We start from the raw sequence: 23,679 nt of genomic DNA on the forward strand, positions 1-23,679 counted from the left end.
TACAAAAAATTTAGATAATTTCATCACGTCCGAATGTGCTTTCAAAAAGTGTTCATTGATACAATAAAAACTATGTCTATGATGAGAACTTATAAAGTCGCGGATTCTTACAAGTTTTGGAATGTTAATTTGTGAAAAAAATGTGAAATGAATGCTCTTTTGAAATTGTTGAGGAGGATGTGTATGATTAAATTTGGAAAGCTTTTATCGAGGGGAGATTTCATGAGTACAATAAAAACGAAAAAAGAAATAAATTTGATGCGCGAATCGGGAAATTTACTAGCTTCGTGTCATCAAGAAATTGCGAAAATAATAAAACCAGGTATCACGACATTGGAAATTAATACATTTGTTGAAACGTATTTAGAAAAGAATGGTGCGACACCTGAACAAAAAGGATATAACAATTATCCATATGCAATATGTGCATCTGTGAATGATGAAATGTGTCATGGTTTTCCGACTACTCACTCATTAAAGGGAGGTGATATTGTTACGATTGACATGGTAGTGAACTTAAATGGTGCTCTTGCTGATTCTGCATGGACTCATAAAATAGGGGATATTTCTAATGAAGCAGAAAAGTTATTACTAGTAACGGAAAATGCTTTATATAAAGGAATTGAGCAAGCGATAATCGGAAATCGTGTAGGTGATATTGGATATGCGATTGAAAGTTATGTAGCTTCGGAAGGGTTTTCTGTCGCAAGGGATTTTACAGGGCATGGAATTGGTAAAGAAATCCATGAAGAACCAGCAATTTTTCATTTTGGAAAGCCAGGTCAAGGATCAGAATTACAAGAAGGAATGGTAATAACGATCGAACCGATTGTAAATGTAGGTATGCGATATTCAAAAGTAGATTTAAATGGATGGACTGCCCGGACGATGGATGGAAAATTGGCAGCGCAATACGAGCACACGATAGCAATTACAAAGGATGGACCAGTTATTTTAACGAGTCTCTAGTAGAAGAATACGAAATGTAAGAGGTTTCAAAACTCGAACGAAAAAGATGTTTTTGTAAAATTTGTACGTGTTTTTTTCTAGAAACGCTTTTCAAAGTAAAAAAAGTGCGTTATAATCCTTCTATAAAATAAATAGGTTAGCTACACTCATATAATCGCGGGGATATGGCCTGCAAGTTTCTACCGAAGTACCGTAAATACTTTGACTATGGGTGAGGACGAATATATTGCTGGTTTAGCATTCTTTTTTGCGAAGCTCCAAAAGCACGTCTCTCACTTGTAACGAGTGGTGGCTGCTTTTGGAGTTTTTTATTTGCATAAGAGGGGGAGCAAACATGAAAGTATTACAAGAAAAGATTTTAAACGAAGGAAAGGTTTTATCTGGTGATGTGTTAAAGGTAGATGCCTTTTTAAATCATCAAATTGATCCAGTACTTATGCAAAAAATAGGAAAAGAGTTTGCACAGCGTTTTAAGGAAGATAATATTACAAAAATCGTGACGATTGAATCTTCGGGTATTGCACCAGCGGTTATGGCAGGTTTAGAGCTTGGTGTAAAAGTGGTTTTTGCAAGAAAGCGGAAATCGTTAACGTTACAAGATAATATGTATGTTGCAAAAGTATACTCATTTACAAAACAAGAAACGAATGAGATTTCATTATCTAGAAATCATATCCATGAAAATGATCGTGTATTAATCATTGATGACTTTTTAGCAAACGGTCAGGCTGCTTTAGGCTTAATGAGTTTAGTAGAGCAAGCCGGTGCAAGTATTGCTGGGATTGGAATTGTTATTGAAAAAGCATTTCAAGACGGAGGAAAGAAACTACGTGAGAACGGTGTTCGTGTAGAATCACTTGCAGAAATTGCATCACTTGATAACGGTACTGTTACATTTGTTCAGCATGAGACTGCGGAGGTGAAATAGTCATGAAGCAACACCCATTTAAAATCGCATCCCTTGGCGTGCAACATATGCTTGCGATGTATGCAGGAGCAATAATTGTTCCACTTATTGTTGGTGGAGGACTTGGCTTAAATCAACGAGAATTAACATACTTAGTATCCATAGATTTATTAATGTGTGGTGTCGCAACAATTTTACAAGCTTTATCGAATCGATTTTTTGGAATTGGCCTTCCTGTTGTACTTGGTTGTACGTTTACAGCAGTTGGACCGATGATCGCCATCGGTAAACAGTACGGTGTTTCTTCTATATATGGAGCAATTATTGCAGCAGGATTGTTCGTTGTTATTTTTGCAAAATTATTTGGAAAGCTTGTGAAACTGTTCCCGCCTGTAGTAACGGGTTCTGTTGTTACAGTTATTGGAGTTACATTAGTTCCAGCGGCTATTAATGACATGGCTGGAGGAGTTGGAAGTAAGGATTTTGGAAGTCTAGAAAACTTAGCGTTAGCATTTGGTGTTTTACTATTTATTATAATTATGTACCGCTTCTTTGATGGTTTTATCCGTTCTATTTCTATATTACTTGGTCTTTTATTTGGTACGATTATTGCAGCATTTATGGGAAAGGTGAGCTTGCAGGCTGTTGGAGAAGCAGAGTGGTTTCACGGTATTCAACCGTTTTACTTTGGCACACCAACATTTGAGTTAACGCCGGTTATTACGATGATTCTCGTTGCTTGTGTTGGGATTGTGGAAGCAACTGGCGTGTATTTCGCTTTATCCGATATATGTAACAAAAAGATTGGTGAAAAAGAGCTAACAAAGGGTTACCGTGCCGAAGGATTAGCGATGATCTTAGGTGGTATTTTTAATGCATTTCCATATACGACTTATTCGCAAAACGTAGGTCTTGTTCAATTAACAGGTGTACGAAATCGCGTCATTATTTATACGTGCGGTGGGATGTTAATCGTTCTTGGTTTTATTCCAAAAATTGCAGCTATCACAACGATTATTCCAAAGCCAGTACTTGGTGGTGCCATGCTAGCAATGTTTGGGATGGTTATGGCATACGGTATTAAAATGTTAAGTAGTGTAGACTTTGCAAATCAAGAAAATTTATTAATCGTAGCATGCTCTGTTGGAATTGGCCTTGGCGTAACAGTCGTTCCAACGTTATTCTCTCAACTTCCAGAAAGTATTCGTATTTTAACAGATAACGGAATTGTACTTGGAAGTGCGTCAGCTGTACTCTTAAATATTGTGTTTAATATGATTCCGCAGCGCAAAGCGAAAACAAAAGAAGAGCAAATTCCAATGCAAAGTGCTGTAACAGAAGCATAAACAAAAAGCGAGGTTCTCATTAAGAGACCTTGCTTTTCTTTTTTAGAGGCATCATTTTTCCATATGTGCCAAGGCGCCAAATATATTCAAGTGGACCGTACTGATAATGAGAGAGCCACCAGCGACTAATACAGATTTGTAATGTATAAAAGCCGATGCAAAATATTGGGCCGATCCATAATGGTACTGGTAAATAATTTTTGAAAAACAGACCAAACACAAGCAATGTAATGATTGTGCTTGAAATGTAATTTGTTAGTGCCATTCGTCCTACATATTGGAATGGACGTAATAGCTTCTGCCAACGCTCCTTCTGTAATAAGCGCATAAGTGTGAAAATGTAAAAGATAAATAAAGTTTTACCACTAAGCATTGTAAAACCTCTCATGTAGATTGGTTCATATGGTTGTTTTGCCACAAAGTAGCGAATCATGAAGAACCAAATAGGTAATGTTAAAACGAATATAATGATTTGCCACTTTTTTAGTTTTGGATCTAGTTCCTTCGTTCGGCGGAAAATGTCGTTTTTGCCGGCATATAAGCCGAGCAAGAATAATCCAACTATTTCTGGAAGTATAAAAAGGTTTGTCTGGATTACTTCAGAATAAAAGTCTGTAAAGCGATCTTGCACTTGTACTTCCCAATTTTCTAAAGGCATAATGGGGTGGGGAGTTCTTAATTCTTCTATTGGTATAAACATAAGGAGTAAACTCGTTAGTAGCATGAAAAACTGGAAAAGTCCTAATAGAACTAAAGCCCATATTAAAACAGTACGAGACTTTCTTTTATAAAATAAAAATAAGAAAAATCCTGCAATTGCATAGCTATGTAAAATATCCCCATCCCATAAAAGGACATAATGCATGAAGCCGAATAATAATAAGATGAGGAGACGACGAACAAATAATGTTTTTGGATGATCTGTTTTTGTCTCAGCACGCTGCGTGAAAATGTAAAATCCTAGTCCAAACAAAAATGAAAAAATAGTATAAAATTTTGTTTGAATAAACATGTCATAAAATAGGCGAATATAACGGTCTATTCCTTCATAACCTCCTGTGATTTCACTAGTGTCAACACCAGCAATAACAGGCCAGTTAACAAGAAAAATACCAAATACAGCAATCCCTCTAATAATATCGATAGAATGAATCCTCTCACCGTTCGAAACGCTTTGTTCCATTATTTTCCTCCTTTGAATAAAGCCCTTTTATTATACAAAATGTTATCAAAAGGAGATAGAGGGGATTTCCAATTTTTGAAACTGTTAAGATGTTTGTTATGAGATATAATAAGGATGCACAGCAAGTTTTTCACTCCTTTAAAACAGGTAGTAAAGAAGCTCCTTATTTTCAAGGAGCTTCTTTTTTAGAAATTAATATTGATAATGATTCTCTTTAATGATAAAATATACTCAAAAGTGATAATCATTATCAAAAAAGGTTGGTGTGCTAAATATGGTATATGCATTAGTTGCAGGAACGGTGGCTGTGTATGCTGTCGTTACAAAATATGTGTTAAATGGAGTCGGAGCAACAAAATGAACAAACTTACATAGAATCCCTTTCATCTGTCAAAAGAATGAAAGGGATTTTTTATTTTTAATGAGAATATCCTGAAAATTTAGTATGATAGTAGGGTATATACATCTTGGAATAAAGGGGAACAAGGGGATGACAAACATAGTACAGACAAACAGTATGAAAAAGCTTGTTTGTTTTTATGAAGAATGGCAGAAGCATGGTGATACGGAAAATAGTTTGAAGTTGTTTGAAGTGATTCAAAAATATAAGCAAGAACAGCTTATGATTGCTTTTTGCGGTCACTTTTCTGCTGGAAAATCGACAATGATGAATCACTTATATAAAGCGCAGTTATTACCAACAAGTCCGATTCCGACAAGCGCTAACGTTGTTAAAATTGAAAAGGGACAGGACCGTGTTGTTGTGACAGTGAAATCTGGAGAGCATTATGAATATGATGGTGCATACTCGGCGGAAGAATTGAAACAGCTTTGTAAAAATGGTGATGAAATAATTGGCGTTCATATTTATCGAAATGATGCGCCAATTCCTGATGGCGTTATGCTCGTTGATACACCTGGAATTGATTCAACAGATGATGCGCATCAATTAGCAACAGAATCAACACTCCATCTTGCGGATGTTATTTTTTACATGATGGATTATAACCATGTTCAGTCAGAAGTGAATTTGCAGTTTGTGAAAGAATTAAAGCAGCGTAATAAAACAGTTTATCTTGTTATCAATCAAATCGATAAGCATAAAGAAAATGAGCTATCATTTGAAGATTATAGGCAAAGTGTGAGTCAATCGTTTTCTAACTGGGATATTGAAGTAGATGGTATTTTTTATACTTCTTTACGAATGATGAACCATCCGTATAATGAAATACAAAGATTAGAGAAATTACTTTCTTCGATTATGAAAGAGCGTGAGCAGTATGTGGGCAATGGTATGGAAAGAGAAACGGCATATTTATTACAAGAACATTTTTCATTTATTCTTGCAGAAAATGAAAAACAATTAATGCCATACCAAAAAGAATTAGCATCACCTCTATCGCTTACAGACGTAATGGAAAAGAAAGAAGAGCTTATTGAAAATAAACGACGTGTGGCTAGTAAAGAATCGGACGTGAAAAATGAATTTATAAAAGGATTGCAAGCAATATTAGACAATGCTTACTTAATGCCATTTGAAATGAGAGAGCTAGCAAATCAATATTTAGAAACGAAGCTAACGAAGTTTAAAGTTGGTTTGCTATTTGCAAAAGGAAAAACAGAGCAAGAAAAACAGCGGCGTTTAGATGCATTTTATTCAGCACTAGGGAAGAGCGTTGAAACACAGATTGATTTTCATGTGAAAGAGTTTATTGTGGCTTTCTTAAAAGATGAAGGGATGTTTACAGAAGAAGTCGGAAAAGACATATATGCACTGCGAATTTCTTTTGGTCCAGAATTATTAGCAGAAACCATTAAACAAGGTGCAGGGTTTACAGGAGATTACTTGCTTCTTTATACAGCGGATGTTGCGAATGAGCTGAAGAAACGCTACTTTATGAAAGCACAGCAAATTTTTGAGCAAAGCACGGGCGTTTTACGGAAAAAGATGGAGAAAGAGATTGCTCATATTGAACAAGAAATTGAGCAATATACTATGTTACAGACAGCAAAAGAAACAAAATTACAATATATTGAGGCGTATGATAAATACGAGAATTACTTACAAGGTATTTGGAGCGATCATGTACCGGTGCCAAATGAATTGCAAGTAGAAAAAGTATTACAAGGGAAGAAACAGGTTGTAAATGAGAAGTTTACATTACAAGAACAAGAGGTACAAAGTGATAGCATTTCGTATAAGGAAGAAAATGTAAAAACAACAGCAACATTAAATATTCATCGTATATTAGAACAAGTAAAAGATGCGGAAACAATATTAGAAACTCTTCCTACACTTAAACATTTGCATCAAGAAGTTGTCGGGAAAAGAAAACGTGTTGAAACAAAGCAATTTACAGTAGCGTTATTTGGAGCTTTTAGTGCAGGGAAATCATCATTTGCAAATGCATTGCTTGGTGCGAATGTACTCCCGGTATCACCAAATCCAACAACGGCGACGATTAATCAGATTTTACCGATTACAGAAGACAAACCTCACGGCACAGTAATTGTTCAGTTTAAATCGAAGCAGGCGCTATTAGAAGATATGAAAGCAGTTTATAAATTGTTTCATTATGAAATAAAGACATTTGAAGAAGCGTTATTACAAATAGATACAATCCTACAATACCCGTCACCAAGTGGAAAGCAGAAAACAACATTTAGTTTTTTACGTGCAGTGCAGAGGGGATATCAAGCAGTTTCTAATCATTTGGGAGAACAAGTGCAAGTTACGTTAGAGGAATTCTCTGATTATGTAGCGAATGAAGAGAAATCATGTTTTGTTGAATATATGGAATTATACTATGATTGTGCTTTAACGAGACAAGGCGTTGCACTTGTTGATACACCAGGAGCAGATTCTATTAATGCTCGACATACAGACGTTGCATTCCAATATATTAAAAACGCTGATGCGATTTTATTTGTAACATACTACAATCATGTCTTTTCAAGGGCGGATCGTGAATTTTTAATTCAACTTGGCCGTGTCAAAGATACATTTGCGCTTGATAAAATGTTCTTTTTAATTAACGCAGCGGATTTAGCTCAGTCTGAGGATGAACTTGAAATGGTAAAAGGCTATATAGCAGACCAGCTCCTGCAATACGGTATCCGAAATCCACGTCTATTTGCAATTTCGAGCTTATGTGCACTTGAGGAGAAACAAGGAAAGAGTATTGCAAAAGAAAAGTATGGTATCTTGAAAAATTCGGGGATTACAAAGTTTGAAGAATCATTTACATCCTTTATGATGCGTGATTTAATGCTCGTATCTGTCCATTCTTTATATAGCGCATTGCAAAGTGCTGAGCAGCTTCTTGTAAATATGATACAAGGAGCAAAGCAAGGGAACGATGAGAAAGAAAAACAAATAAAAAAATATGAAGCAGAACGTGAGCAGCTACTTCATATTATTTCATCGTATAGTGTACTTGCAGAAGAGCAAGCGATGCAAAATGAAGTGAAAGAACTGTTATATTATGTGCAGCAACGTCTATTTTTACGTTATAACGATGTGTTTACTGAATTTATTAACCCAGCATCCCTTCGAACAGATGGAAATGTGAAAATTAAGTTGCAAGAATGTCTCATGGAACTTGTAGCCTTTATCCAACATGATTTATTACAGGAAATGCGAGCAACGTCACTACGTCTTGAAAAATGGATGGATGAAGCGATGCAACGTGCAAAAGATGAAATTGCAGTGAAATGTAAGTTGGAAAACGAATCTATTTCTATGAATGGGACAGCAGATTATGAATACCAAGTTATTACGCATAAAGAGCCGTTTCCTTCTATAGAAATAAAGCATTTTAAAAAGGCATTATCTCATTTCAAAAATGAGAAAAGTTTCTTTGAAAAAAATGATAAAGCAACAATGCAGGAAGATACGAAGGAATCACTTGAGCCTGTCGTATCCCAATATGTAGCTGATGAAGAAGAGATATTTATCCAGCATTATAAACAAGAATGGGAATTGAAATGGGACTTATTCAAAAAAGTGATGCAGGAAGATGTTAAGCAATATTATGCAAGCGTATTATTCGCTTTAGCAGAGACAATTGATGTGTCGCTATATGAACAAAGTAAGGAACAATTACAGAAACAGTTAGCAGCAATCGAAAAAGAAATTCATATTTTATAAGCTCTATGAAAAAAAGATTCGTTCAATTTTCTTTTGTAATACAGTATCCAGAGATTTTACGAATCCTGCAAATTCATCTGTAGAAATCATATGAGTCAGAACTAACCGTCTGCCATCTGGTGTTTCACCGCATAAGACGAATGAAGAAAACTCATATGTTTTTCCATCTACAACTAATTTTGGGTGGGAATATGTTCCGTTTTTCTTTTTCTTTCCATCAATCGAGATGACGTTGCATTTTTTCTCATTGTTGTCCATGGTGAATCCCTCCTTTGTATTACTTATGGTAGACAAGGAGGGTTTAGAACAAGAGAGAAAGGGGAAATTTCATGAAAATTGTCATGGAACGTATTTCGCAAGATAAGGCGCCGATGTCATTATTGTTGCTTGCTGATCCCAGTGAGAGGCAAATTAATTCATATTTGAAGAGAGGTCTTTTATATATTGCAAAATATGAAGAAAATGTTATAGGCGTATATGTATTACTTGAAACAAGACCGCAAACAATGGAAATTATGAATATCGCTGTTTCAGAAGAAATACAAGGGCAAGGACTTGGAAAACAGTTATTACAGCATGCAATTGCAACTGCCAAAGAAAAACACATGCATAACCTTGAGGTAGGGACAGGGAATTCTAGTATTTCACAGCTTGCTTTCTATCAAAAATGTGGTTTTCGTATTTTTTCTATTGATTTTGATTACTTTTCGAAGCATTATGAAGAAGAGATTATTGAAAATGGGATTGTATGCCGAGATATGATTCGGCTTACAATAGAACTCTAGTCATTTTCTTATGAAGAATTGGCGAGAAAGTATAAATTATTTAGGGGGAAGAGAAGATGGAAGTACATAAAGCAATTACAGCACATTCTCGTAAACAAAATGAAATTGTGACAACATTTTTACAGTTAGAAGCACAGCGTGAAGCGGCAATTGAAGCAGCAGTAGCACTTGCGTCAAATGGAAAACATTTCTCAGTAGATGCAATTAATATGGTAACGAAGCAAATCAATGCTCTTGCTAAACGAGGTGTTGCACCGCAACGTAAAATTGTAACAGAAGATATGGTTATGGAGTATGTAGGTCGTCTGCAAGAGAAAGAAGGTCGTTAAGCATGATTGTTACAGTCGAATGGTTACGTGATCACATAGAAGATGAACATGTCCGTGTAGTCGATTGTCGTTTTGACTTAGCTGATTCAAATTGGGGACGAAAGCAGTATGAAAAAGAACATATTCCCCATGCATTATATTTTGACTTAAATCTTGATTTATCAAGCGCTGTTACGGAGCATGGTGGTCGTCATCCACTCCCAAGTCTTGAGAATTTTGCCGAAAAGCTTTCTCAGGCTGGTATTGATGAAAATACGACAGTGGTTGCATATGATAGTCAAGCTGGTGCAATGGCTTCACGTCTATGGTGGCTATTAACATATGTAGGACATCAAAAAGCATATGTGTTAAATGGTGGGTTTCCTGCTTGGAAAGACCAAAATTTATCTACAACAGCTGAAGTTCCAATCATTGAACGGGAAAAATTCATACCGAATGTGCAAGACAACATGCTTGTAACGATGAAAGATGTGAAAGAAAAAATTCGTACAAATGCAGATGTTACGTTAATTGATTCGAGAGAGCCAAAACGTTATGCTGGCGCTGAAGAATCTGTTGATCCTAAAGCTGGTCACATTCCAACAGCAGAAAATTATTTTTGGAAAGATGGAATCACATCGGAAGGTCAGTTCAAAGATAAAGAGGAACAAGAAGATCGTTTCCGCTATCTTAGTAAAGAGAAGGAAACAATCGTCTATTGCGGATCTGGTGTAACAGCATGCCCGAATGTATTAGCGTTACAAACAGCTGGTTTTCGTAACGTGAAGTTATATGCTGGAAGCTGGAGTGATTGGATTTCTTATCCAGAAAACCAAATTGTAAAAGAAGGACAGTAACCTCTTGCATGCAAAAATATTTTGTATTAAAATAAGGTCACAAGCAAGAATTTGCTTCAAAACATTACATTTTACACATTGCATGCAATGTGATAAGATAACGACAAGTAAATAAAACATCCTGCGGTGTACGTAACTTATTTATGTCTAAAACCGATGTTAGTTATACGGAAGCTCAACATTTAGCGACCATCATCAAGCCTTCCATGTGGAGGAAGATGTACGGTAGCTGTGAGGGCATCCACCTGCGAGTAGCGGGTTTTTGGACATTTACGAGGGACGGCACGTGCGGGGGTCTTATTTTAACTAACATTATATAAAATTCCTACGGTGTACGTAGCTTATGTATGTCTTAAACCAATAAGTATAATACGGAAGTTCAATATTTAAATGTAAACAGCATGCCATCTTTTTAAGAAGGAAGCTGAAAGCATTTATGAGAACATCCACCTGTGAGAGCAGGTTTATGGACATCTAGAGAGAACGGCATGTGTGGGGCTATATAAAAAACCTTACGTTTTATACGTAAGGTTTTTTTGTTTTAGGAACCTTTTATCGGGACTATGGAAATGATTAGAATTTCATTGTGTGGAGAGCATAAAAATATTAGAAATCAAATGAAACTCCCAATTATGGGAGTTTCATTTGATTGTTACCCCGCATTAACTGTCCGTAAAAGCCCGATTCGTTCAACTAATAATCAGTGGGGGATGAAGAAAACCCCCACTGATTAAAGTTTCACTTTATCTGTGCCCACCTGTAAAATTTCCATAATAAACATAGCACTTTCGGTCTTCATCAATCTCTCTGGAATCTAAGGCGAGTTCCATAAATATTCCGTCTTTTTGAACGTACAAAATATCTGAATGGAGATACGTTAAAATCTCGTCATGGTTCCATACATCTTTACTTTCTATTAAAATTGAATTTGCCTCTTGTAGTTCTCTAATCTCAAAACCTATATGGGAATATGTAGGTTCTGAAGGATCATCGAAGAACGCTTCTTTTTGGACATATAATACTGCTGTTCCATCAGGATCCATCGCGGTCGCTGTTACGACATATGTATCTCCTTCTTTAATGAAATACTCACAAGTCATCCTTGCGACGGTTTCGGAAACAGGAATGTTCGCGTAGCTCCATAGGGCAGGGTATTGTTTCGCTTCATCATTGAGTCGATATTCTAACCGCAATTGTACTCCCTCTTCCTTTTTCTTCTATTTTATCATGAATTCTATTATAATAAAAAAATAATATACAAAGGAGCGTTGGAAAGTGACAAAAACCAAATGGTTAGTAACAGGTGTTCTTACTTCTTTAATGACTAGCACTTTATCTGGATGTACAGAAGATCTCCCTCCAAAACCGAAGAATAAGAGTTGTGCTGATTGGGATTGGGATGATGAACTTGGTGTGTGGCGATGTGATGACAACCGTTCAAGTTATCATGGGCATTATTATTACGGTAGTACATACTATCAAAATAAATCCACCTTCAAAAATTCATCTGAATTTAAGTCCTACCAAGCTTCGTCCAATTTTAAAGGGGGAATTGGAAGCGGTTCAAAGGGTGGATTCGGAGGTTAAATTATGTCGCTTTACATAAAGAAACGAAGTGAATTTTATTCAAGGTTCCCTCACTTTTGGTCTGACTTATACGGGAGTGAGTATAGCCTTTTTCATGTTTTTGAAATAACAGAACAAACAATCCAAGATTTGCAATTAGCAACAGAAAGAATGGGGAAAGTATTTTTTAAGACTGCTAGGCTTCTTCGAACCTTGTCTGACGCTCAGCTTCTTGAATTTGGTTTTCCATCTTCAAGTTTGCCTTTTATTAGAATGAAATCTCTGTTTCCTGAATCTATTATTTCACGGTTTGATTTTGTTTTGAAGGATAGTGGTATCAAAATGCTTGAATTTAATAGTGATACTCCAACTTTTATCGTGGAATGCTTTCAAATGAATGGAGTGGTTTGTAAAGAATTAGATTATCATGATCCGAATAAGAATCAGGAACGTCTTCTCTCTTCTGGTATCACAAAAGCTGTGATGGAGGCTGCTAAAGGAATAGAAAGTCCAAACGTTGTCTTCACAGCCCATCATGAAAATATAGAGGATTGGAATACGACTGCGTATTTGAGTCAGCTATGTCAGGTTAAAAACAAAATGATGTCAATGCCAGAACTCAGAATTACTGACGATGCTTTGGTCGACAGAGACGGTGTGCCAATTGATATTTTGTATCGTCAGACATATCCTATTGAAGACTTGGTTGAGGACAGGGATCCCAAAACCGGAGATCTTGTAGGGATTGAGCTACTGCAACTTGTAAAGGAAGGAAATCTCTTTATTATAAATCCTATCTCATCCTTTCTGCTTCAGCCAAAATCGATTCAATGCCTGATTTGGGGATTGGCCGAGGCGGGCGCTTTTTATACAAATGAGGAACGACAATGGATAAAAAAATATATGCTCCCTACTTACCTAGAACAGGATCCTTTTTTAGGGAAAAGTTCTTTTGTTCAAAAGCCCTCGTTCGGTAGAGAAGGCGACACGGTTACAATTCGTGACAAAGACACCCATATTGTTAATCAAAATTCATATCAAACGTATAAAAAAGAACTTCCTGTATTTCAAAAATATATAAAGCTTCCAGTTGTTTCACTTGAGACTGAAAGGGGAAACGAGGAGCTGTCGTATGTGTTTGGATCGTTTTTAATTGCAGGAAAACCAAGTAGTATCGGTATACGTGCCGGTGAAAAAATTACGGGGAATGAATCTTATTATTTACCTGTAGGAATTAAAAAGGAGGATTATAAATGATAAATTTCTTACTTTATTTAGCGATTTCAATCGGTCTTTTATGTATCGGTCTGTTTCTTATGGAAGTGACAACGAAAGTCAAGGAATTTTCGTTAATGGCGAAAGGTAATAAAGCAGCAAGTTATGCACTTGGAGGAAGACTTCTTGGTCTTGCTATTGTTTTGTATTCGACCGCAGCTAATTCTATTTCACTTTTGGATATGGTTTTATGGGGAGCGATTGGAATTTTAGCACAGATTATTGTGTTTTATTTAGCTGAATGGCTCACACCGCGTTTTAATATCAATCAAAGCATCGAAGAAGATAATCAGGCTGTCGGACTTTTCCTTATGTTTTTATCAATTTCCATCGGAATCGTGATTGCTGGGTGTTTAACGTATTGAAAAACCTTTAACTGAAGGTGTTGACATCTATTTTAAATAGGAGTAACATTTTCTATGTAATAAAAAAATAAGTCTCTGTTAGGTGAGGCTCCTGTATAGAGAAATGCTACTGCCCAAAAATGTCGAGAGACGCCAATGGGTCAACAGGAATGATCGAATTAAGGTTTTTCTTAACGTAGCTGGTAATGTACCTATGCTATACAGTGCTAAAACTCGGCGAGGGAGAGGTTCGCAGATTTCTATGTTGATTAGGAATCGCTTATTTATGTATGTAATGACCTTTACTCGCTTATGAGTAAAGGTCTTTTTATTAACAAACTATGACCATTTCCATAGTATAAATACTGACTAACAAATGAAAGAGGAGGTGAGGAGCATGTCAAATTCTGACTCGGTTCCGTTACCCATATACTGCAAAACAAAAATATATGATGTAGGCAGGAAACGACTTGTTCCTCCCTCTATAATTTATCACTAAAATAGCGGTCAGCTTATAGTTATGTGCTGAAATAATTATGAGTTGAGCGTAGACACTTTAACTGAGTTTAGGGATATCCATTGTTAAAGTGAGATAAATTGAGAAACAAAGCGTTTCTTCCTATGTTGTAAAGGAGGAGACGATAATATGTTATATGTAAATAAACTTGTGGGTAACATGTCTCATAAACAAAGTAAAAGAATGAAGAAAGAGCAATCTATGTTAAAACAAAATAAAGACTTGTTAATTGAAATTGCAACAAGAGATGTAAAGTCTGTATTTGCTTATTTTAAAACGACAAGAGATGGTCTTTCTATTAAAGAAGCGCAGAAACGCATGCATGTGTACGGGAAAAATGAATTACCTTCAAAAAGAGCAATTCTTTTTGATGTAATGATGAAACTATGTGAAATGCTCCCTGGATTTACAAAGCAACGTGTTCATAATCAAAATCAGTGTGAGATTGTAATGGTTACTGTTTCTAGGATAGAAGGATGTACAACTGCGGAGATGAATAGCGAATCAAAAATAATGAAACTTCCAGTTGAGGAGCTAGTTCCCGGGGATATGATTTTTCTTTCAGCAGGTGATACAGTTCCAGCTGATGTACGTATTATTTTTGCAGAGGATTTGTTAGTAAATGAATCGGTGCTAACAGGGAAAGAAACGAATGTAGAGAAATTTGAAAGCTGTTATCATCTTGAACGCAAACGTTTTATTCCGTTAAAACGAATGAAAGATTACAATCCACTTCAACTTGAAAATGTATGTTTTAAAGGCACACGTGTTGTAAATGGAACTGCGAAGGCTGTGGTCGTTTCAACAGGTAAAAACACGTATTCTGGATTACTTCATACATGCTGTAGTCAAACATGTTAAACTATTAATGGTGCTAAATATATGAAAACATTGTATAATAGATAAAGTTGAACAGAAACGTAGAATGGTAATCTATTTATATAACCTTACGTGATAACGTGAGGTTATTATTTTTTGTTAGTAGGAGAGGAATTATGAAAAAAGTATTGTTAGTTGATGGCATGGCACTATTATTTCGTGCCTTTTACGCAACAAGTGTTTACGGCCAATTTATGAAACGACAAGATGGTACCCCAACAAACGGGATTCATGGTTATATGAAACATTTATTAACAGCGGCGCAAGCGATTGAACCGACGCATATTGTAACGTGCTGGGATATGGGAAGTACGACATTCCGAACAGAATCTTTCTCAAACTATAAAGCAAATCGTGCAGCACCACCAGAAGAATTGATTCCGCAATTTGATCTCGTGCAAGAGATGACATCGAAGTTATCTATTCCTGTAATTGGACTGAAAGGCTATGAGGCTGATGACTGTATTGGTACGTTGGCAAAAGAATACGCTAGTGAGGCAGAAGTATATATTTTAACAGGCGATACAGATTTATTACAGCTTGTTGATACAAATGTTAGGGTAATGCTTCTTCGTAAGGGTATCGGAAACTATGAGTATTATACGCCAGAGAAGATTATGGAAGAAAAAGGCGTAGAGCCTTGGCAAATCGTTCATGCCAAAGCGTTTATGGGAGACACGAGTGATAATTATCCAGGTGTAAAAGGAATTGGCGAAAAGACGGCATATAAACTAATTCAAGAACACGGAACCGTAGCGGCAGTATTAGAAAATATAGCGGCATTAACAAAAGCACAGCGTACAAAAATTGAAAATGATTTGGAGAATTTAAACATATCATTACAATTAGCACAAATTCATTGTGAAGTTCCGATTTCATGCTCGCTAGAAGAAGGACTGCATACAATTGATGAAGAGAAAGTACGATTTGTTTGCGACCAAATGAACTGGGGAAGACCTGAAATATTTATAAATATGCTGTAAAAGCAATGCTAGAGAGATTGCTTACCACTATAGATAACGTCTGATCAAATATATTTTGATTAGGCGTTATTTTTTATGTGATTTCTTTTAATCGATAAAGTTATCAGAAAAAATACTTAGTTTTCATTTGGAATTCAAATAGATTTCACACGAATCTTTTATTATAAGACTACACAGATAATTACTTATCTTTTATATAAATGATCCTTTGATAAGTTATTTGTAATAGTGAAGGAGGAAATTAAATATGCGAAAAAAAATACGAAAATCATTTAAACAATTATTGATAGAGAATAAACAATTATTATTAAGCGATAAAGAGAATATAAGAGAAATAGAAGAAAAAATCGAAAAAAGGCATGTATCATATCGTGTATCAAGTAACTGAATAAGATAAAAAAATTATGTAAAATCCCTTCATTTATGGTTCGAAGGGGTTTTATTTATATATGGATCATACTTAAGGGCGGGGGTGTAACGGAGAAAGAAGGGGAATGAAATGAGTGAGTTAATAGAAAAGGTGGCGTTACAATTAATTCTTTCTGTTCCATCAAAAAAACAAGGGATCGTTAACAAAAAATTCAAGTTACTAAGAAAACAAAAGTGGTTTCAAGATAAATATGATACCACTGTGATGTTTCAACCAGAGGTAAGAGAGTGTATTATGAAATACGATATTGAAAAGATGTTAAAAAGTGATTTAGAAATTATGATATTTCAGAAAGAATTGAATGGAATATTGATAAAGTAATTTGTTATCCCGCTATTCGCGGGCAGTAAGACCCCCATCTCAAAATTCAGCGAAAGCAAAGAAGTTAGGTGGGGGATTAACTGCGCGCAAATGCCTGATTGGTGAAGGCTAATAATCAGTGGGGGATGAAGAAGTCCCCTCCTGATTAAAGTTTCATTTTATTAAATCACGAACTCTCCCTTCTGAAAAAAGGTTTTTTAAGAGCATACGCTGTATATAGTTATTATTTACTTCTTTAAAAAATTGATAGCTAAGGAGGAATAATAATGAAAGCGATTACTGAAGGTGTGCTGTTATGGGAGCCATCACAGCAACAAATAGAAAGCTCAGGTATCAGTCTTTTCATGAAATGGCTCAAACAAGAGAAGGGGCTATCTTTTGGAAATCAAAAGGAACTATGGAAATGGTCTGTTGAAGAACTTGAAGCGTTCTGGGAAAGTATTTGGAATTATTGCCAAGTTATTTCTACTACACCGTATCATCAAGTTTTAGAATCAAGAAAGATGCCCGGGGCAAAATGGTTCCCGGGTGCTACTTTAAATTATGCGGAACATATTTTTCGAAATGCAAGAAAAAATAAACCGGCAGTAATTTTTCAATCAGAAACCACTCCGAGAACAGAATTAAGCTGGAAAGAACTTCAGGAAAAGACAGCGATGGTGGCCAATTCTCTAAAGGAATTAGGGGTTAAACCAGGAGATCGTGTTGTGGCTTATATGCCTAACGTTCCTGAAACTATAATTGCTTTTTTAGCATGTGCCAGCATTGGAGCGGTTTGGTCCAGCTGTTCTCCTGATTTCGGGACAAATACTGTTATTGATCGATTTAAACAAATTGAACCGACAATTTTATTTGCAGTCGACGGGTATTCCTATAATAGTAAAATTCGGAATAGAATAACAAATGTTTCGGAAATTCAATCGAGCCTACCTACCTTAAAGCAGACAGTTTTAATCCCTTATGTTGGCAGTAATGATTCTGAATTGAATAATCGTACAATGTATTGGAATGACCTATTGCGAGGAGATTGTGATCTTGTTTTCGAAAAGGTCCCATTTGATCATCCTCTTTGGATTTTATTTTCTTCTGGAACGACAGGGTTGCCAAAGCCAATTGTACAAAGTCAAGGTGGAATATTATTAGAACAGCTTAAGACATTATTAGTTGAGCAAGGTGTTAACCGAGATGATGTGTTTTTTTGGTTTACAACGACAGGGTGGATGATGTGGAATCTTTTAGTGGGTGGTCTTTTAGCTGGAGGTACAATTGTTTTATATGACGGCAGCCCATCTTATCCTAGTATACATAGATTATGGGATCTTGCCGAAGAAGTTGGCGTGACTTTCTTTGGTACAAGTGCCGGTTTCCTAAGTGCATGTATGAAATTAGGGATTAAGCCGAAAGAAAGAAACAGTTTTTCTAAGTTAAAGGCTATTTGTTCAACTGGTTCACCTCTACCTGTGGAAGGGTTTTTATGGGTATATGAAAATGTGAAAACAGATGTATGGCTTGTTTCGACCAGTGGAGGAACTGATGTATGTACTGCATTTGTTGGTGGCTCTCCTATATTGCCTGTTTATGCAGGTGAAATACAAACTCGTTCTTTAGGTGCAAACGTACAATCATTTGATGATGAAGGGAATTCGATTACTAATGAAGTTGGAGAGTTGGTTATAACTTCTCCAATGCCATCTATGCCTATATATTTATGGGGAGATGACAATAATAAGCGTTATCTTGAAAGTTATTTTGAGATGTATCCAGGGATTTGGAGACATGGTGATTGGATTAAATTTGATGATAAAGGCAGCTGTGTCATTTTCGGGCGATCAGACTCTACGATCAATCGGCTAGGGGTACGTCTAGGGACGAGCGAAATCTATCGTGTAGTTGAGTCCCTGGATGCCATTATAGAGAGTTTAGTAGTGGATTTAGAGCTCCTTGGACGTAGATCATTTATGCTGCTATTTGTGGTATTAAGACCTGAAGTAAATATGAGTGATAACTTAAAAGAAACAATAAGAGCTGAAATAAAACAAAAAGTTTCGCCTCGGTTTGCCCCTGACGAAATTTACGTAGTAGAGCAAATTCCGAAAACATTGAGTGGAAAAAAACTAGAAGTCCCAATCCGCAAAATTCTATTAGGATTTCCGGCAGAAAAGGTAGTCAATCAAGGTTCCATGGCGAATCCTGAATCATTAAGCTTTTTTATGGATTTAGCACGAATTATCAATGAGCAAGAATAATAGAGTTTTTCCTTATTTATCCTGCTATTCGTGGGCAGTAAGATCTCCACCTCAAGATTCAAAGAAAAACGAGGAAGGTAGGTGGGGAGCGGGCTGCCCGTAAAAAAACGATTGGGGAGGGCTAATAATCAGTGGTGGATGAAGAAAACCCCCACTGATTAAAGTTTCAAAGGAGTTGTATTGAGACATTCATTTATGGAATATAGAAGGAGGATAGATAGTGATTGCAATAGAGAGAATTCAGGAAAATGATATACCGCATCTTATAAATTTATCTGAATCAGTTGGATGGGATTATAGCTCAGAAGAAATTAAAACAATTGTTAATTCTGGAATTATATATGGTGGGAAAAATAAGCAAGGTGAAATAATCGCTAGTGCAGCTATCATCCTATATGGAGAGAAACTAGCATCTATTGGTATGGTTATTGTACATCCTCAGTATAAAGGAAAGGGGATTGGAGGAAAAATTACAGAGGCTTGTATAAGAAGTGTTTCAGAAAAGACATCGATTATGCTTATTGCTACAGAAGAAGGAAGACCTTTATATGAGAGATTAGGTTTTCAAGTGGTTAGTCATGTTTCAAAGTATATATGTAATCAGTATGTAACTCCTAAAGATTACGATAGAAATGAGCAACATATTTTTATGGATTATGATAAGGGAGATAGTAATTGGATTGTGAAGTTAGATGAAGCCGCTTTCGGGGTAAATAGAAGTAATTTTATACAGAGAAGAATTGAACAATCTGAGCAATGTATAGTTGTAAAAGACAAAGAAAATTATATTGTGGGATATGGAATGAGCGTACAAACTCCAGAAAATAGAATTATAGGATCAATTGTCGCGCCGAATGATCATATCGCAACTACAATTGTTCATCATTTGGCAAAAGATTATAAAGGAAAGCTTAGAATTGATGTACCAGAAGGAAAAGAATTTTTTATGACAGTGCTCGAGACAGTTGGATTTCAAAAGGTAAATCAACCACCAATTATGTTGAAAAACAGCACTCAATTTTTGAAAAGAAATGGTGAATTATATGGAATTGCTGCACAGATATTTGGATGAAAGAGATTCCTTTTTTAAAAGGAATCTTTTTAATTTATAAATGTGATTTTTCTATTCTCGATATTGATTATGAATAGGGGAAAATAGATCTTCTTCGACATCTCTAACAACAGAAAAATGATCCACATTATAATGACCATGTAGTGTTTTATTATGATGTTCAATAATTTTTTTGGCTGATAAAATCGTAGAATCATTCGTGGAATGCCCATTTTTAATTAAAGTGACATCAAATCCCTGTACAGTTGCTGTTCTAACGGCAGTATCAATACAATGCTCTGTTTTGCAGCCGCCTATAACGAGATGACCAATATCTTTCTCTTTTAAAATGGCGTGTAAAGAGGTGTTATAAAATGAATTGGTTGCTTGTTTGTCTATGATTTGTGCTGCATGCGGAATTCTGAGTTCCTCATGTACTTGAAATCCTTTCCCCATACCAGAAGCAACATCAGTATCTCTGACGAAAATAATAAGAGCATTGGATTGAATTGCTTTTTGAATGGCTATATTTATGTTCGTTAATAATTGCTCTTTATGAAATACTGCAGATTCTTGCTCGTTTCCATCAATAAGTTCTTGTTGAGCATCAATAATTAATAGAGCTTGTTTCATTACATTTCTCCTTTTTATTTCGTGATTTGTAGGTAATAAGTTTGTCTCGATGTTTAGAATATAGATAGAGAGACAGGTACGGAATAAAGAAAATTCCCGTGGATTAAAGTTACACTTTATTTATTTCGTGATGCTGTACATGAATCCTTTTTATATAAGGGAATTATTTCATTTTCTTTATTGATCTTCACATCATGTAATACCTTACAATATAACCAAGGAGAGAAAGTGAAAATTAGTGAAGTATTTAGTGTTGTTTTTATCTTTTAGGAAATCAAGAAATCTAAGAGAGATTGTCAAAGAAAATTCATTCTCATAAAGCCTAAAAAAATGTATGATAGGAAGTGGAGAATTTTTTGGTAGGTGGGAACAGCATGCAAACGGTACAAGAATATCTTTCATTCTTACACACAAAAGGATTTAAATTATCAGAGGACGCACAAGGGTTTATTATGTTTGGTCAAGGGTATACTGGTGCGTCGGATGGGATTGTGAATGCAGCGATTGAGGCAACAATTAAACATCAACTACAATTTGATGGTAGTTATTTTATCGCTTTATTGGAGCGTTTGAAGGAAGAGGAAATTACTGATAAAAAAAGCGCAAAGGCTTTTATGTGGACGTTACAAGCGTAACATCACGCAGCCTGCGCTTCTTTTTTTGCTTTTGAAGGAAGTTCAACGAAGATCATGCCTAAGAAAATACAAAGGCAACCAAGTACTGTGGGAATAGAAAGTTGTTCGTTTGCGACAAGAACACCTGTTAATGCAGCAAAGACAGGTTCCATTGCGAAAATAATGGCAACTCTTGTTGGAGAGGTGTGTTTTTGCGCAGCTGTTTGAATAAAAAAAGCGATGGATGTTGCGAACACGGATGTTGCAAGTAGAGCAAATAAAAAAGCAGAATTCGTCCATAAAGAGATTGAAAATAACTTTTTCCAATCCTCGAATAAAAAAGCGCAGATAGAAGAGAAAATTCCAACAGATAATACTTGAGATGTGCTTAATAATAAAGGGGATATTTTTTTAGAAAAGACTCCGTTAATGAGAATATGGGCTGCAAAAGCAATTGCACAGCCGAGAACAAGTATATCACCAATATTCAATTGAAAAGAATCACCAGCGGTTAGTAAATATAAGCCTGCTGTTGCAGCAGTAATGCCAAGTATGATAAAAGGTGTAACTCTTTGTTTTAAAAAGATAAATGAAAGAATCGGAACCATAACAATGCTGAGTCCAGTTAAAAATCCTGCTTTAGAAGAAGTGGTATAGAGTAATCCAAATGTTTGTAATAAATAACCGATAAATAAGAAAAATCCGATAATTAAACCAGCAATGCTACTATGTTGAACTTCTTGTTTTGAAGTTTTTTTCGAGAATATAAATTGGACAAATAATAAAATGATTCCAGCAAATAAAAAGCGAACACCATTAAAAGTAAATGGCCCAACAAATGACATTGCATTTTGAACGACAACAAATGTGGCTCCCCAAATAAAGGAGACAAATAATAAAGCGAGAGGAGCAATCCATCTTTTTTTCACACTAAAACCCCCATTAATTTTGTAAAATGGCTTTTCTTGCTAATTCATCGGCAACTTTGTTTTGACTATTTGGAATCCACTTTATAAAGAAAAGATCAAAGCTTTTGATGTACGCTAGTGCTTCTTCTAAAAGTGGTGCATACGTTTTGTTTTTTGCATATTCTTTTTCTACAGCACGTTCAACAAGCTGTGAATCTGTGCGAAAAGATACAATGCTATAATTATGTTCCATGCAATATTTTAATGCGACCAGTAATGCATGATATTCAGCTTCATGGTTGGACATGATTCCAAGTGGCAGTGATAATTGCACAGGTGGCTGCACACCTTTAATAAAAACCCCAGCACCAGAAGGACCTGGATTTCCCTTTGATGCACCATCAATATATACTTCAATCAAAATTGAATACCTCCATTATTATATAGCGTTAGCTGATAGTAATCACCCCGCCTAAAAACTTCTAGGGGCGGGGGATAGAATATGAAAAATGTACTTTATCCAATTGTAATGCTGTAGCGACATGTAAACGTTTCATTTGCTTGTAAGGATTGTACGCCTTTTTTCTCTTTGAAATCTTTAGCTGGTTCTACTTCATCAGCAATTCCATACCACGGTTCGATACATAAGAAAGGAGCGTCATTTTCTAGTGTCCACACACCAACGAATGGGAAACCTTCAAATGCTACTTTTACAAACTTATTATGTTTATGAGAGCGAATGGAAATTTCATTTGTATTCATATTTTCAAAAATAAGGGCATCATTTTTGAATAAATCGTATGTAAGTGGTAATTCTGTCTTGTTTTCAACCATTAGTTGTTTTTCTTTTGAAAGAAATGGTCCTTTTAGAACGTTTGTTTTTAAATGTTCAGGGCCATTAAATGATAAATGGTAATCTGTAAATGATTCACCTTCTATTAAAGGACAATTGAAGCCTGGATGTGCTCCGATAGAAAAGAACATTTCTTTTGAAGTAGGGTTGATAACTTCATAAGTAACATGTATATTTTGCTCGTCTAGTTCATAAGAAACACGTAACTCAAATTCGTACGGATATTTTTGTAAAGTTTCTTGATTACTAGTGACTGCATAAGTAATTTTTGTTTCACTTTGCTCTTTTACTGAAAATGTGAGATCGCGAGCGAAGCCGTGCTGTGTTAATGAATAAGGTTTACCATCTACATAATATATATTGTCCACTAATCTACCGACAATTGGGAATAAAATTGGTGCACGGCGCCCCCAATAGTTAGGATTTCCTTGCCACATATATTCTGTGTTGTCTTCTTTTAAGCGAACGCTTTGTAACTCTGCACCTTTTTCAGAGATGGAAACGATCACTTTTTCATTTTGAATTGTTGCTGTCATGAAGTGAAACCTCCTAAA

At 35.7% G+C, this 23,679-nt stretch carries 24 protein-coding genes, 2 other RNA genes and 2 riboswitches; of the genes, 19 read left to right on the top strand and 7 right to left on the bottom strand.

Going from position 1 to position 23,679, the window contains the following annotated elements; all coding sequences use genetic code 11:
- Positions 1-222 precede the first annotated feature (222 nt).
- From ORL93_RS12490 to pbuX, 3 genes are all read left to right on the top strand, one after another.
- Positions 223-969, top strand: a complete 747-nt coding sequence (locus ORL93_RS12490; protein ID WP_040119660.1) for a type I methionyl aminopeptidase — start codon at positions 223-225, stop codon at positions 967-969.
- A 126-nt stretch (positions 970-1,095) separates the two neighbouring features.
- Positions 1,096-1,197, top strand: a riboswitch (purine riboswitch).
- Positions 1,198-1,303: 106 nt separating this feature from the next.
- Positions 1,304-1,897: a xanthine phosphoribosyltransferase gene (locus ORL93_RS12495; protein ID WP_016114144.1), complete on the top strand. Its 594-nt coding sequence runs from the start codon at positions 1,304-1,306 to the stop codon at positions 1,895-1,897.
- A 2-nt stretch (positions 1,898-1,899) separates the two neighbouring features.
- Positions 1,900-3,222 (top strand): xanthine permease PbuX, encoded by a 1,323-nt coding sequence (gene pbuX, locus ORL93_RS12500; protein ID WP_040119356.1) that lies wholly within the window; start codon positions 1,900-1,902, stop codon positions 3,220-3,222.
- Between the two features lie 19 nt (positions 3,223-3,241).
- Here pbuX and ORL93_RS12505 read toward each other — a convergent pair whose 3' ends face one another.
- Entirely contained in the window at positions 3,242-4,405 is a 1,164-nt protein-coding gene (locus tag ORL93_RS12505; protein WP_098160396.1) for a DUF418 domain-containing protein, read from the bottom strand.
- Between the two features lie 490 nt (positions 4,406-4,895).
- Between ORL93_RS12505 and ORL93_RS12510 the strand changes: the two genes are divergently transcribed.
- Positions 4,896-8,555, top strand: coding sequence for a dynamin family protein (locus ORL93_RS12510; protein WP_040119358.1), 3,660 nt, complete (start codon positions 4,896-4,898; stop codon positions 8,553-8,555).
- A gap of 3 nt (positions 8,556-8,558) precedes the next feature.
- Here ORL93_RS12510 and ORL93_RS12515 read toward each other — a convergent pair whose 3' ends face one another.
- Positions 8,559-8,813: a DUF3931 domain-containing protein gene (locus ORL93_RS12515; RefSeq protein WP_040119359.1), complete on the bottom strand. Its 255-nt coding sequence runs from the start codon at positions 8,811-8,813 to the stop codon at positions 8,559-8,561.
- 71 nt (positions 8,814-8,884) lie between these two features.
- Between ORL93_RS12515 and ORL93_RS12520 the strand changes: the two genes are divergently transcribed.
- The 5 genes from ORL93_RS12520 to ssrS (ORL93_RS12540) all read left to right on the top strand — a co-directional run bounded on the left by ORL93_RS12520 (position 8,885) and on the right by ssrS (ORL93_RS12540) (position 11,008).
- On the top strand, positions 8,885-9,340 hold the full coding sequence (locus tag ORL93_RS12520; RefSeq protein WP_018764311.1) for a GNAT family N-acetyltransferase: 456 nt from the start codon (positions 8,885-8,887) through the stop codon (positions 9,338-9,340).
- A 56-nt stretch (positions 9,341-9,396) separates the two neighbouring features.
- On the top strand, positions 9,397-9,669 hold the full coding sequence (locus ORL93_RS12525; protein ID WP_003196439.1) for a DUF2533 family protein: 273 nt from the start codon (positions 9,397-9,399) through the stop codon (positions 9,667-9,669).
- Positions 9,670-9,671: 2 nt separating this feature from the next.
- Positions 9,672-10,505, top strand: a complete 834-nt coding sequence (locus ORL93_RS12530) for a sulfurtransferase (RefSeq protein ID WP_040119360.1) — start codon at positions 9,672-9,674, stop codon at positions 10,503-10,505.
- A 115-nt stretch (positions 10,506-10,620) separates the two neighbouring features.
- Positions 10,621-10,803, top strand: a non-coding RNA gene (gene ssrS / locus ORL93_RS12535) — 6S RNA.
- A gap of 21 nt (positions 10,804-10,824) precedes the next feature.
- A non-coding RNA gene (gene ssrS / locus ORL93_RS12540) (6S RNA) lies at positions 10,825-11,008 on the top strand.
- Positions 11,009-11,248: 240 nt separating this feature from the next.
- Here the strand turns inward: ssrS (ORL93_RS12540) and ORL93_RS12545 are convergent.
- Positions 11,249-11,698, bottom strand: coding sequence for a hypothetical protein (locus ORL93_RS12545; RefSeq protein WP_018764313.1), 450 nt, complete (start codon positions 11,696-11,698; stop codon positions 11,249-11,251).
- Between the two features lie 82 nt (positions 11,699-11,780).
- Here ORL93_RS12545 and ORL93_RS12550 point away from each other — a divergent pair, with 82 nt between their 5' ends.
- From ORL93_RS12550 to ORL93_RS12590, 9 genes are all read left to right on the top strand, one after another.
- A complete protein-coding gene (locus tag ORL93_RS12550) occupies positions 11,781-12,092 on the top strand; it encodes a hypothetical protein (protein WP_040119361.1) in 312 nt (103 codons plus the stop codon).
- A gap of 3 nt (positions 12,093-12,095) precedes the next feature.
- Complete coding sequence (locus ORL93_RS12555) at positions 12,096-13,328, top strand: glutathionylspermidine synthase family protein (protein ID WP_265959103.1); 1,233 nt, start codon at positions 12,096-12,098, stop codon at positions 13,326-13,328.
- A complete protein-coding gene (locus tag ORL93_RS12560) occupies positions 13,325-13,711 on the top strand; it encodes a DUF350 domain-containing protein (protein ID WP_040119363.1) in 387 nt (128 codons plus the stop codon). The genes ORL93_RS12555 and ORL93_RS12560 overlap by 4 nt, the downstream gene beginning before the upstream one ends.
- A 67-nt stretch (positions 13,712-13,778) precedes the next feature.
- A riboswitch (M-box (ykoK) riboswitch) is annotated at positions 13,779-13,942 on the top strand.
- 394 nt (positions 13,943-14,336) lie between these two features.
- On the top strand, positions 14,337-15,068 hold the full coding sequence (locus ORL93_RS12565) for a P-type ATPase actuator domain-containing protein (RefSeq protein ID WP_265959104.1): 732 nt from the start codon (positions 14,337-14,339) through the stop codon (positions 15,066-15,068).
- 134 nt (positions 15,069-15,202) lie between these two features.
- On the top strand, positions 15,203-16,069 hold the full coding sequence (locus ORL93_RS12570) for a 5'-3' exonuclease (protein WP_018782519.1): 867 nt from the start codon (positions 15,203-15,205) through the stop codon (positions 16,067-16,069).
- Positions 16,070-16,316: 247 nt separating this feature from the next.
- The gene (locus ORL93_RS12575) at positions 16,317-16,457 is read left to right on the top strand and encodes an FbpB family small basic protein (RefSeq protein ID WP_006094338.1); all 141 of its coding nucleotides are present in this window, start codon (positions 16,317-16,319) and stop codon (positions 16,455-16,457) included.
- Between the two features lie 111 nt (positions 16,458-16,568).
- A complete protein-coding gene (locus tag ORL93_RS12580) occupies positions 16,569-16,820 on the top strand; it encodes a hypothetical protein (protein ID WP_040119365.1) in 252 nt (83 codons plus the stop codon).
- Positions 16,821-17,086: 266 nt separating this feature from the next.
- Entirely contained in the window at positions 17,087-19,066 is a 1,980-nt protein-coding gene (locus ORL93_RS12585) for an acetoacetate--CoA ligase (RefSeq protein ID WP_265959105.1), read from the top strand.
- Positions 19,067-19,286: 220 nt separating this feature from the next.
- A complete protein-coding gene (locus ORL93_RS12590) occupies positions 19,287-20,138 on the top strand; it encodes a GNAT family N-acetyltransferase (RefSeq protein WP_080740246.1) in 852 nt (283 codons plus the stop codon).
- Between the two features lie 51 nt (positions 20,139-20,189).
- Here the strand turns inward: ORL93_RS12590 and ORL93_RS12595 are convergent, their stop codons facing one another.
- Positions 20,190-20,750: a cysteine hydrolase family protein gene (locus ORL93_RS12595; protein WP_265959106.1), complete on the bottom strand. Its 561-nt coding sequence runs from the start codon at positions 20,748-20,750 to the stop codon at positions 20,190-20,192.
- 374 nt (positions 20,751-21,124) lie between these two features.
- Here ORL93_RS12595 and ORL93_RS12600 point away from each other — a divergent pair, with 374 nt between their 5' ends.
- Complete coding sequence (locus ORL93_RS12600) at positions 21,125-21,385, top strand: DUF6123 family protein (RefSeq protein WP_003196477.1); 261 nt, start codon at positions 21,125-21,127, stop codon at positions 21,383-21,385.
- A 2-nt stretch (positions 21,386-21,387) separates the two neighbouring features.
- On the opposite strand, the gene ORL93_RS12605 is transcribed toward ORL93_RS12600, so the two are convergent.
- The 3 genes from ORL93_RS12605 to ORL93_RS12615 all read right to left on the bottom strand — a co-directional run bounded on the left by ORL93_RS12605 (position 21,388) and on the right by ORL93_RS12615 (position 23,661).
- Positions 21,388-22,293 (bottom strand): DMT family transporter, encoded by a 906-nt coding sequence (locus ORL93_RS12605; RefSeq protein WP_265959107.1) that lies wholly within the window; start codon positions 22,291-22,293, stop codon positions 21,388-21,390.
- A 13-nt stretch (positions 22,294-22,306) separates the two neighbouring features.
- Positions 22,307-22,693: a reverse transcriptase-like protein gene (locus ORL93_RS12610; protein WP_003196481.1), complete on the bottom strand. Its 387-nt coding sequence runs from the start codon at positions 22,691-22,693 to the stop codon at positions 22,307-22,309.
- A gap of 95 nt (positions 22,694-22,788) precedes the next feature.
- Positions 22,789-23,661: an aldose 1-epimerase family protein gene (locus tag ORL93_RS12615; RefSeq protein ID WP_040119370.1), complete on the bottom strand. Its 873-nt coding sequence runs from the start codon at positions 23,659-23,661 to the stop codon at positions 22,789-22,791.
- Between the last annotated feature and the right edge of the window lie 18 nt (positions 23,662-23,679).

This window comes from Bacillus sp. DHT2 (assembly GCF_026241455.1).
Lineage (GTDB): Bacteria > Bacillota > Bacilli > Bacillales > Bacillaceae_G > Bacillus_A > Bacillus_A pseudomycoides.

Bases quoted from the DNA above. Each gene is read 5' to 3' on its own strand.
- ORL93_RS12490 (WP_040119660.1), top strand. From the start codon at position 223: ATGAGTACAATAAAAACGAAAAAAGAAATAAATTTGATGCGCGAATCG.
- ORL93_RS12495 (WP_016114144.1), top strand. From the start codon at position 1,304: ATGAAAGTATTACAAGAAAAGATTTTAAACGAAGGAAAGGTTTTATCT.
- pbuX (WP_040119356.1), top strand. From the start codon at position 1,900: ATGAAGCAACACCCATTTAAAATCGCATCCCTTGGCGTGCAACATATG.
- ORL93_RS12505 (WP_098160396.1), bottom strand. From the start codon at position 4,405: ATGGAACAAAGCGTTTCGAACGGTGAGAGGATTCATTCTATCGATATT.
- ORL93_RS12510 (WP_040119358.1), top strand. From the start codon at position 4,896: ATGACAAACATAGTACAGACAAACAGTATGAAAAAGCTTGTTTGTTTT.
- ORL93_RS12515 (WP_040119359.1), bottom strand. From the start codon at position 8,813: ATGGACAACAATGAGAAAAAATGCAACGTCATCTCGATTGATGGAAAG.
- ORL93_RS12520 (WP_018764311.1), top strand. From the start codon at position 8,885: ATGAAAATTGTCATGGAACGTATTTCGCAAGATAAGGCGCCGATGTCA.
- ORL93_RS12525 (WP_003196439.1), top strand. From the start codon at position 9,397: ATGGAAGTACATAAAGCAATTACAGCACATTCTCGTAAACAAAATGAA.
- ORL93_RS12530 (WP_040119360.1), top strand. From the start codon at position 9,672: ATGATTGTTACAGTCGAATGGTTACGTGATCACATAGAAGATGAACAT.
- ORL93_RS12555 (WP_265959103.1), top strand. From the start codon at position 12,096: ATGTCGCTTTACATAAAGAAACGAAGTGAATTTTATTCAAGGTTCCCT.
- ORL93_RS12560 (WP_040119363.1), top strand. From the start codon at position 13,325: ATGATAAATTTCTTACTTTATTTAGCGATTTCAATCGGTCTTTTATGT.
- ORL93_RS12565 (WP_265959104.1), top strand. From the start codon at position 14,337: ATGTTATATGTAAATAAACTTGTGGGTAACATGTCTCATAAACAAAGT.
- ORL93_RS12570 (WP_018782519.1), top strand. From the start codon at position 15,203: ATGAAAAAAGTATTGTTAGTTGATGGCATGGCACTATTATTTCGTGCC.
- ORL93_RS12575 (WP_006094338.1), top strand. From the start codon at position 16,317: ATGCGAAAAAAAATACGAAAATCATTTAAACAATTATTGATAGAGAAT.
- ORL93_RS12580 (WP_040119365.1), top strand. From the start codon at position 16,569: ATGAGTGAGTTAATAGAAAAGGTGGCGTTACAATTAATTCTTTCTGTT.
- ORL93_RS12585 (WP_265959105.1), top strand. From the start codon at position 17,087: ATGAAAGCGATTACTGAAGGTGTGCTGTTATGGGAGCCATCACAGCAA.
- ORL93_RS12595 (WP_265959106.1), bottom strand. From the start codon at position 20,750: ATGAAACAAGCTCTATTAATTATTGATGCTCAACAAGAACTTATTGAT.
- ORL93_RS12600 (WP_003196477.1), top strand. From the start codon at position 21,125: ATGCAAACGGTACAAGAATATCTTTCATTCTTACACACAAAAGGATTT.
- ORL93_RS12615 (WP_040119370.1), bottom strand. From the start codon at position 23,661: ATGACAGCAACAATTCAAAATGAAAAAGTGATCGTTTCCATCTCTGAA.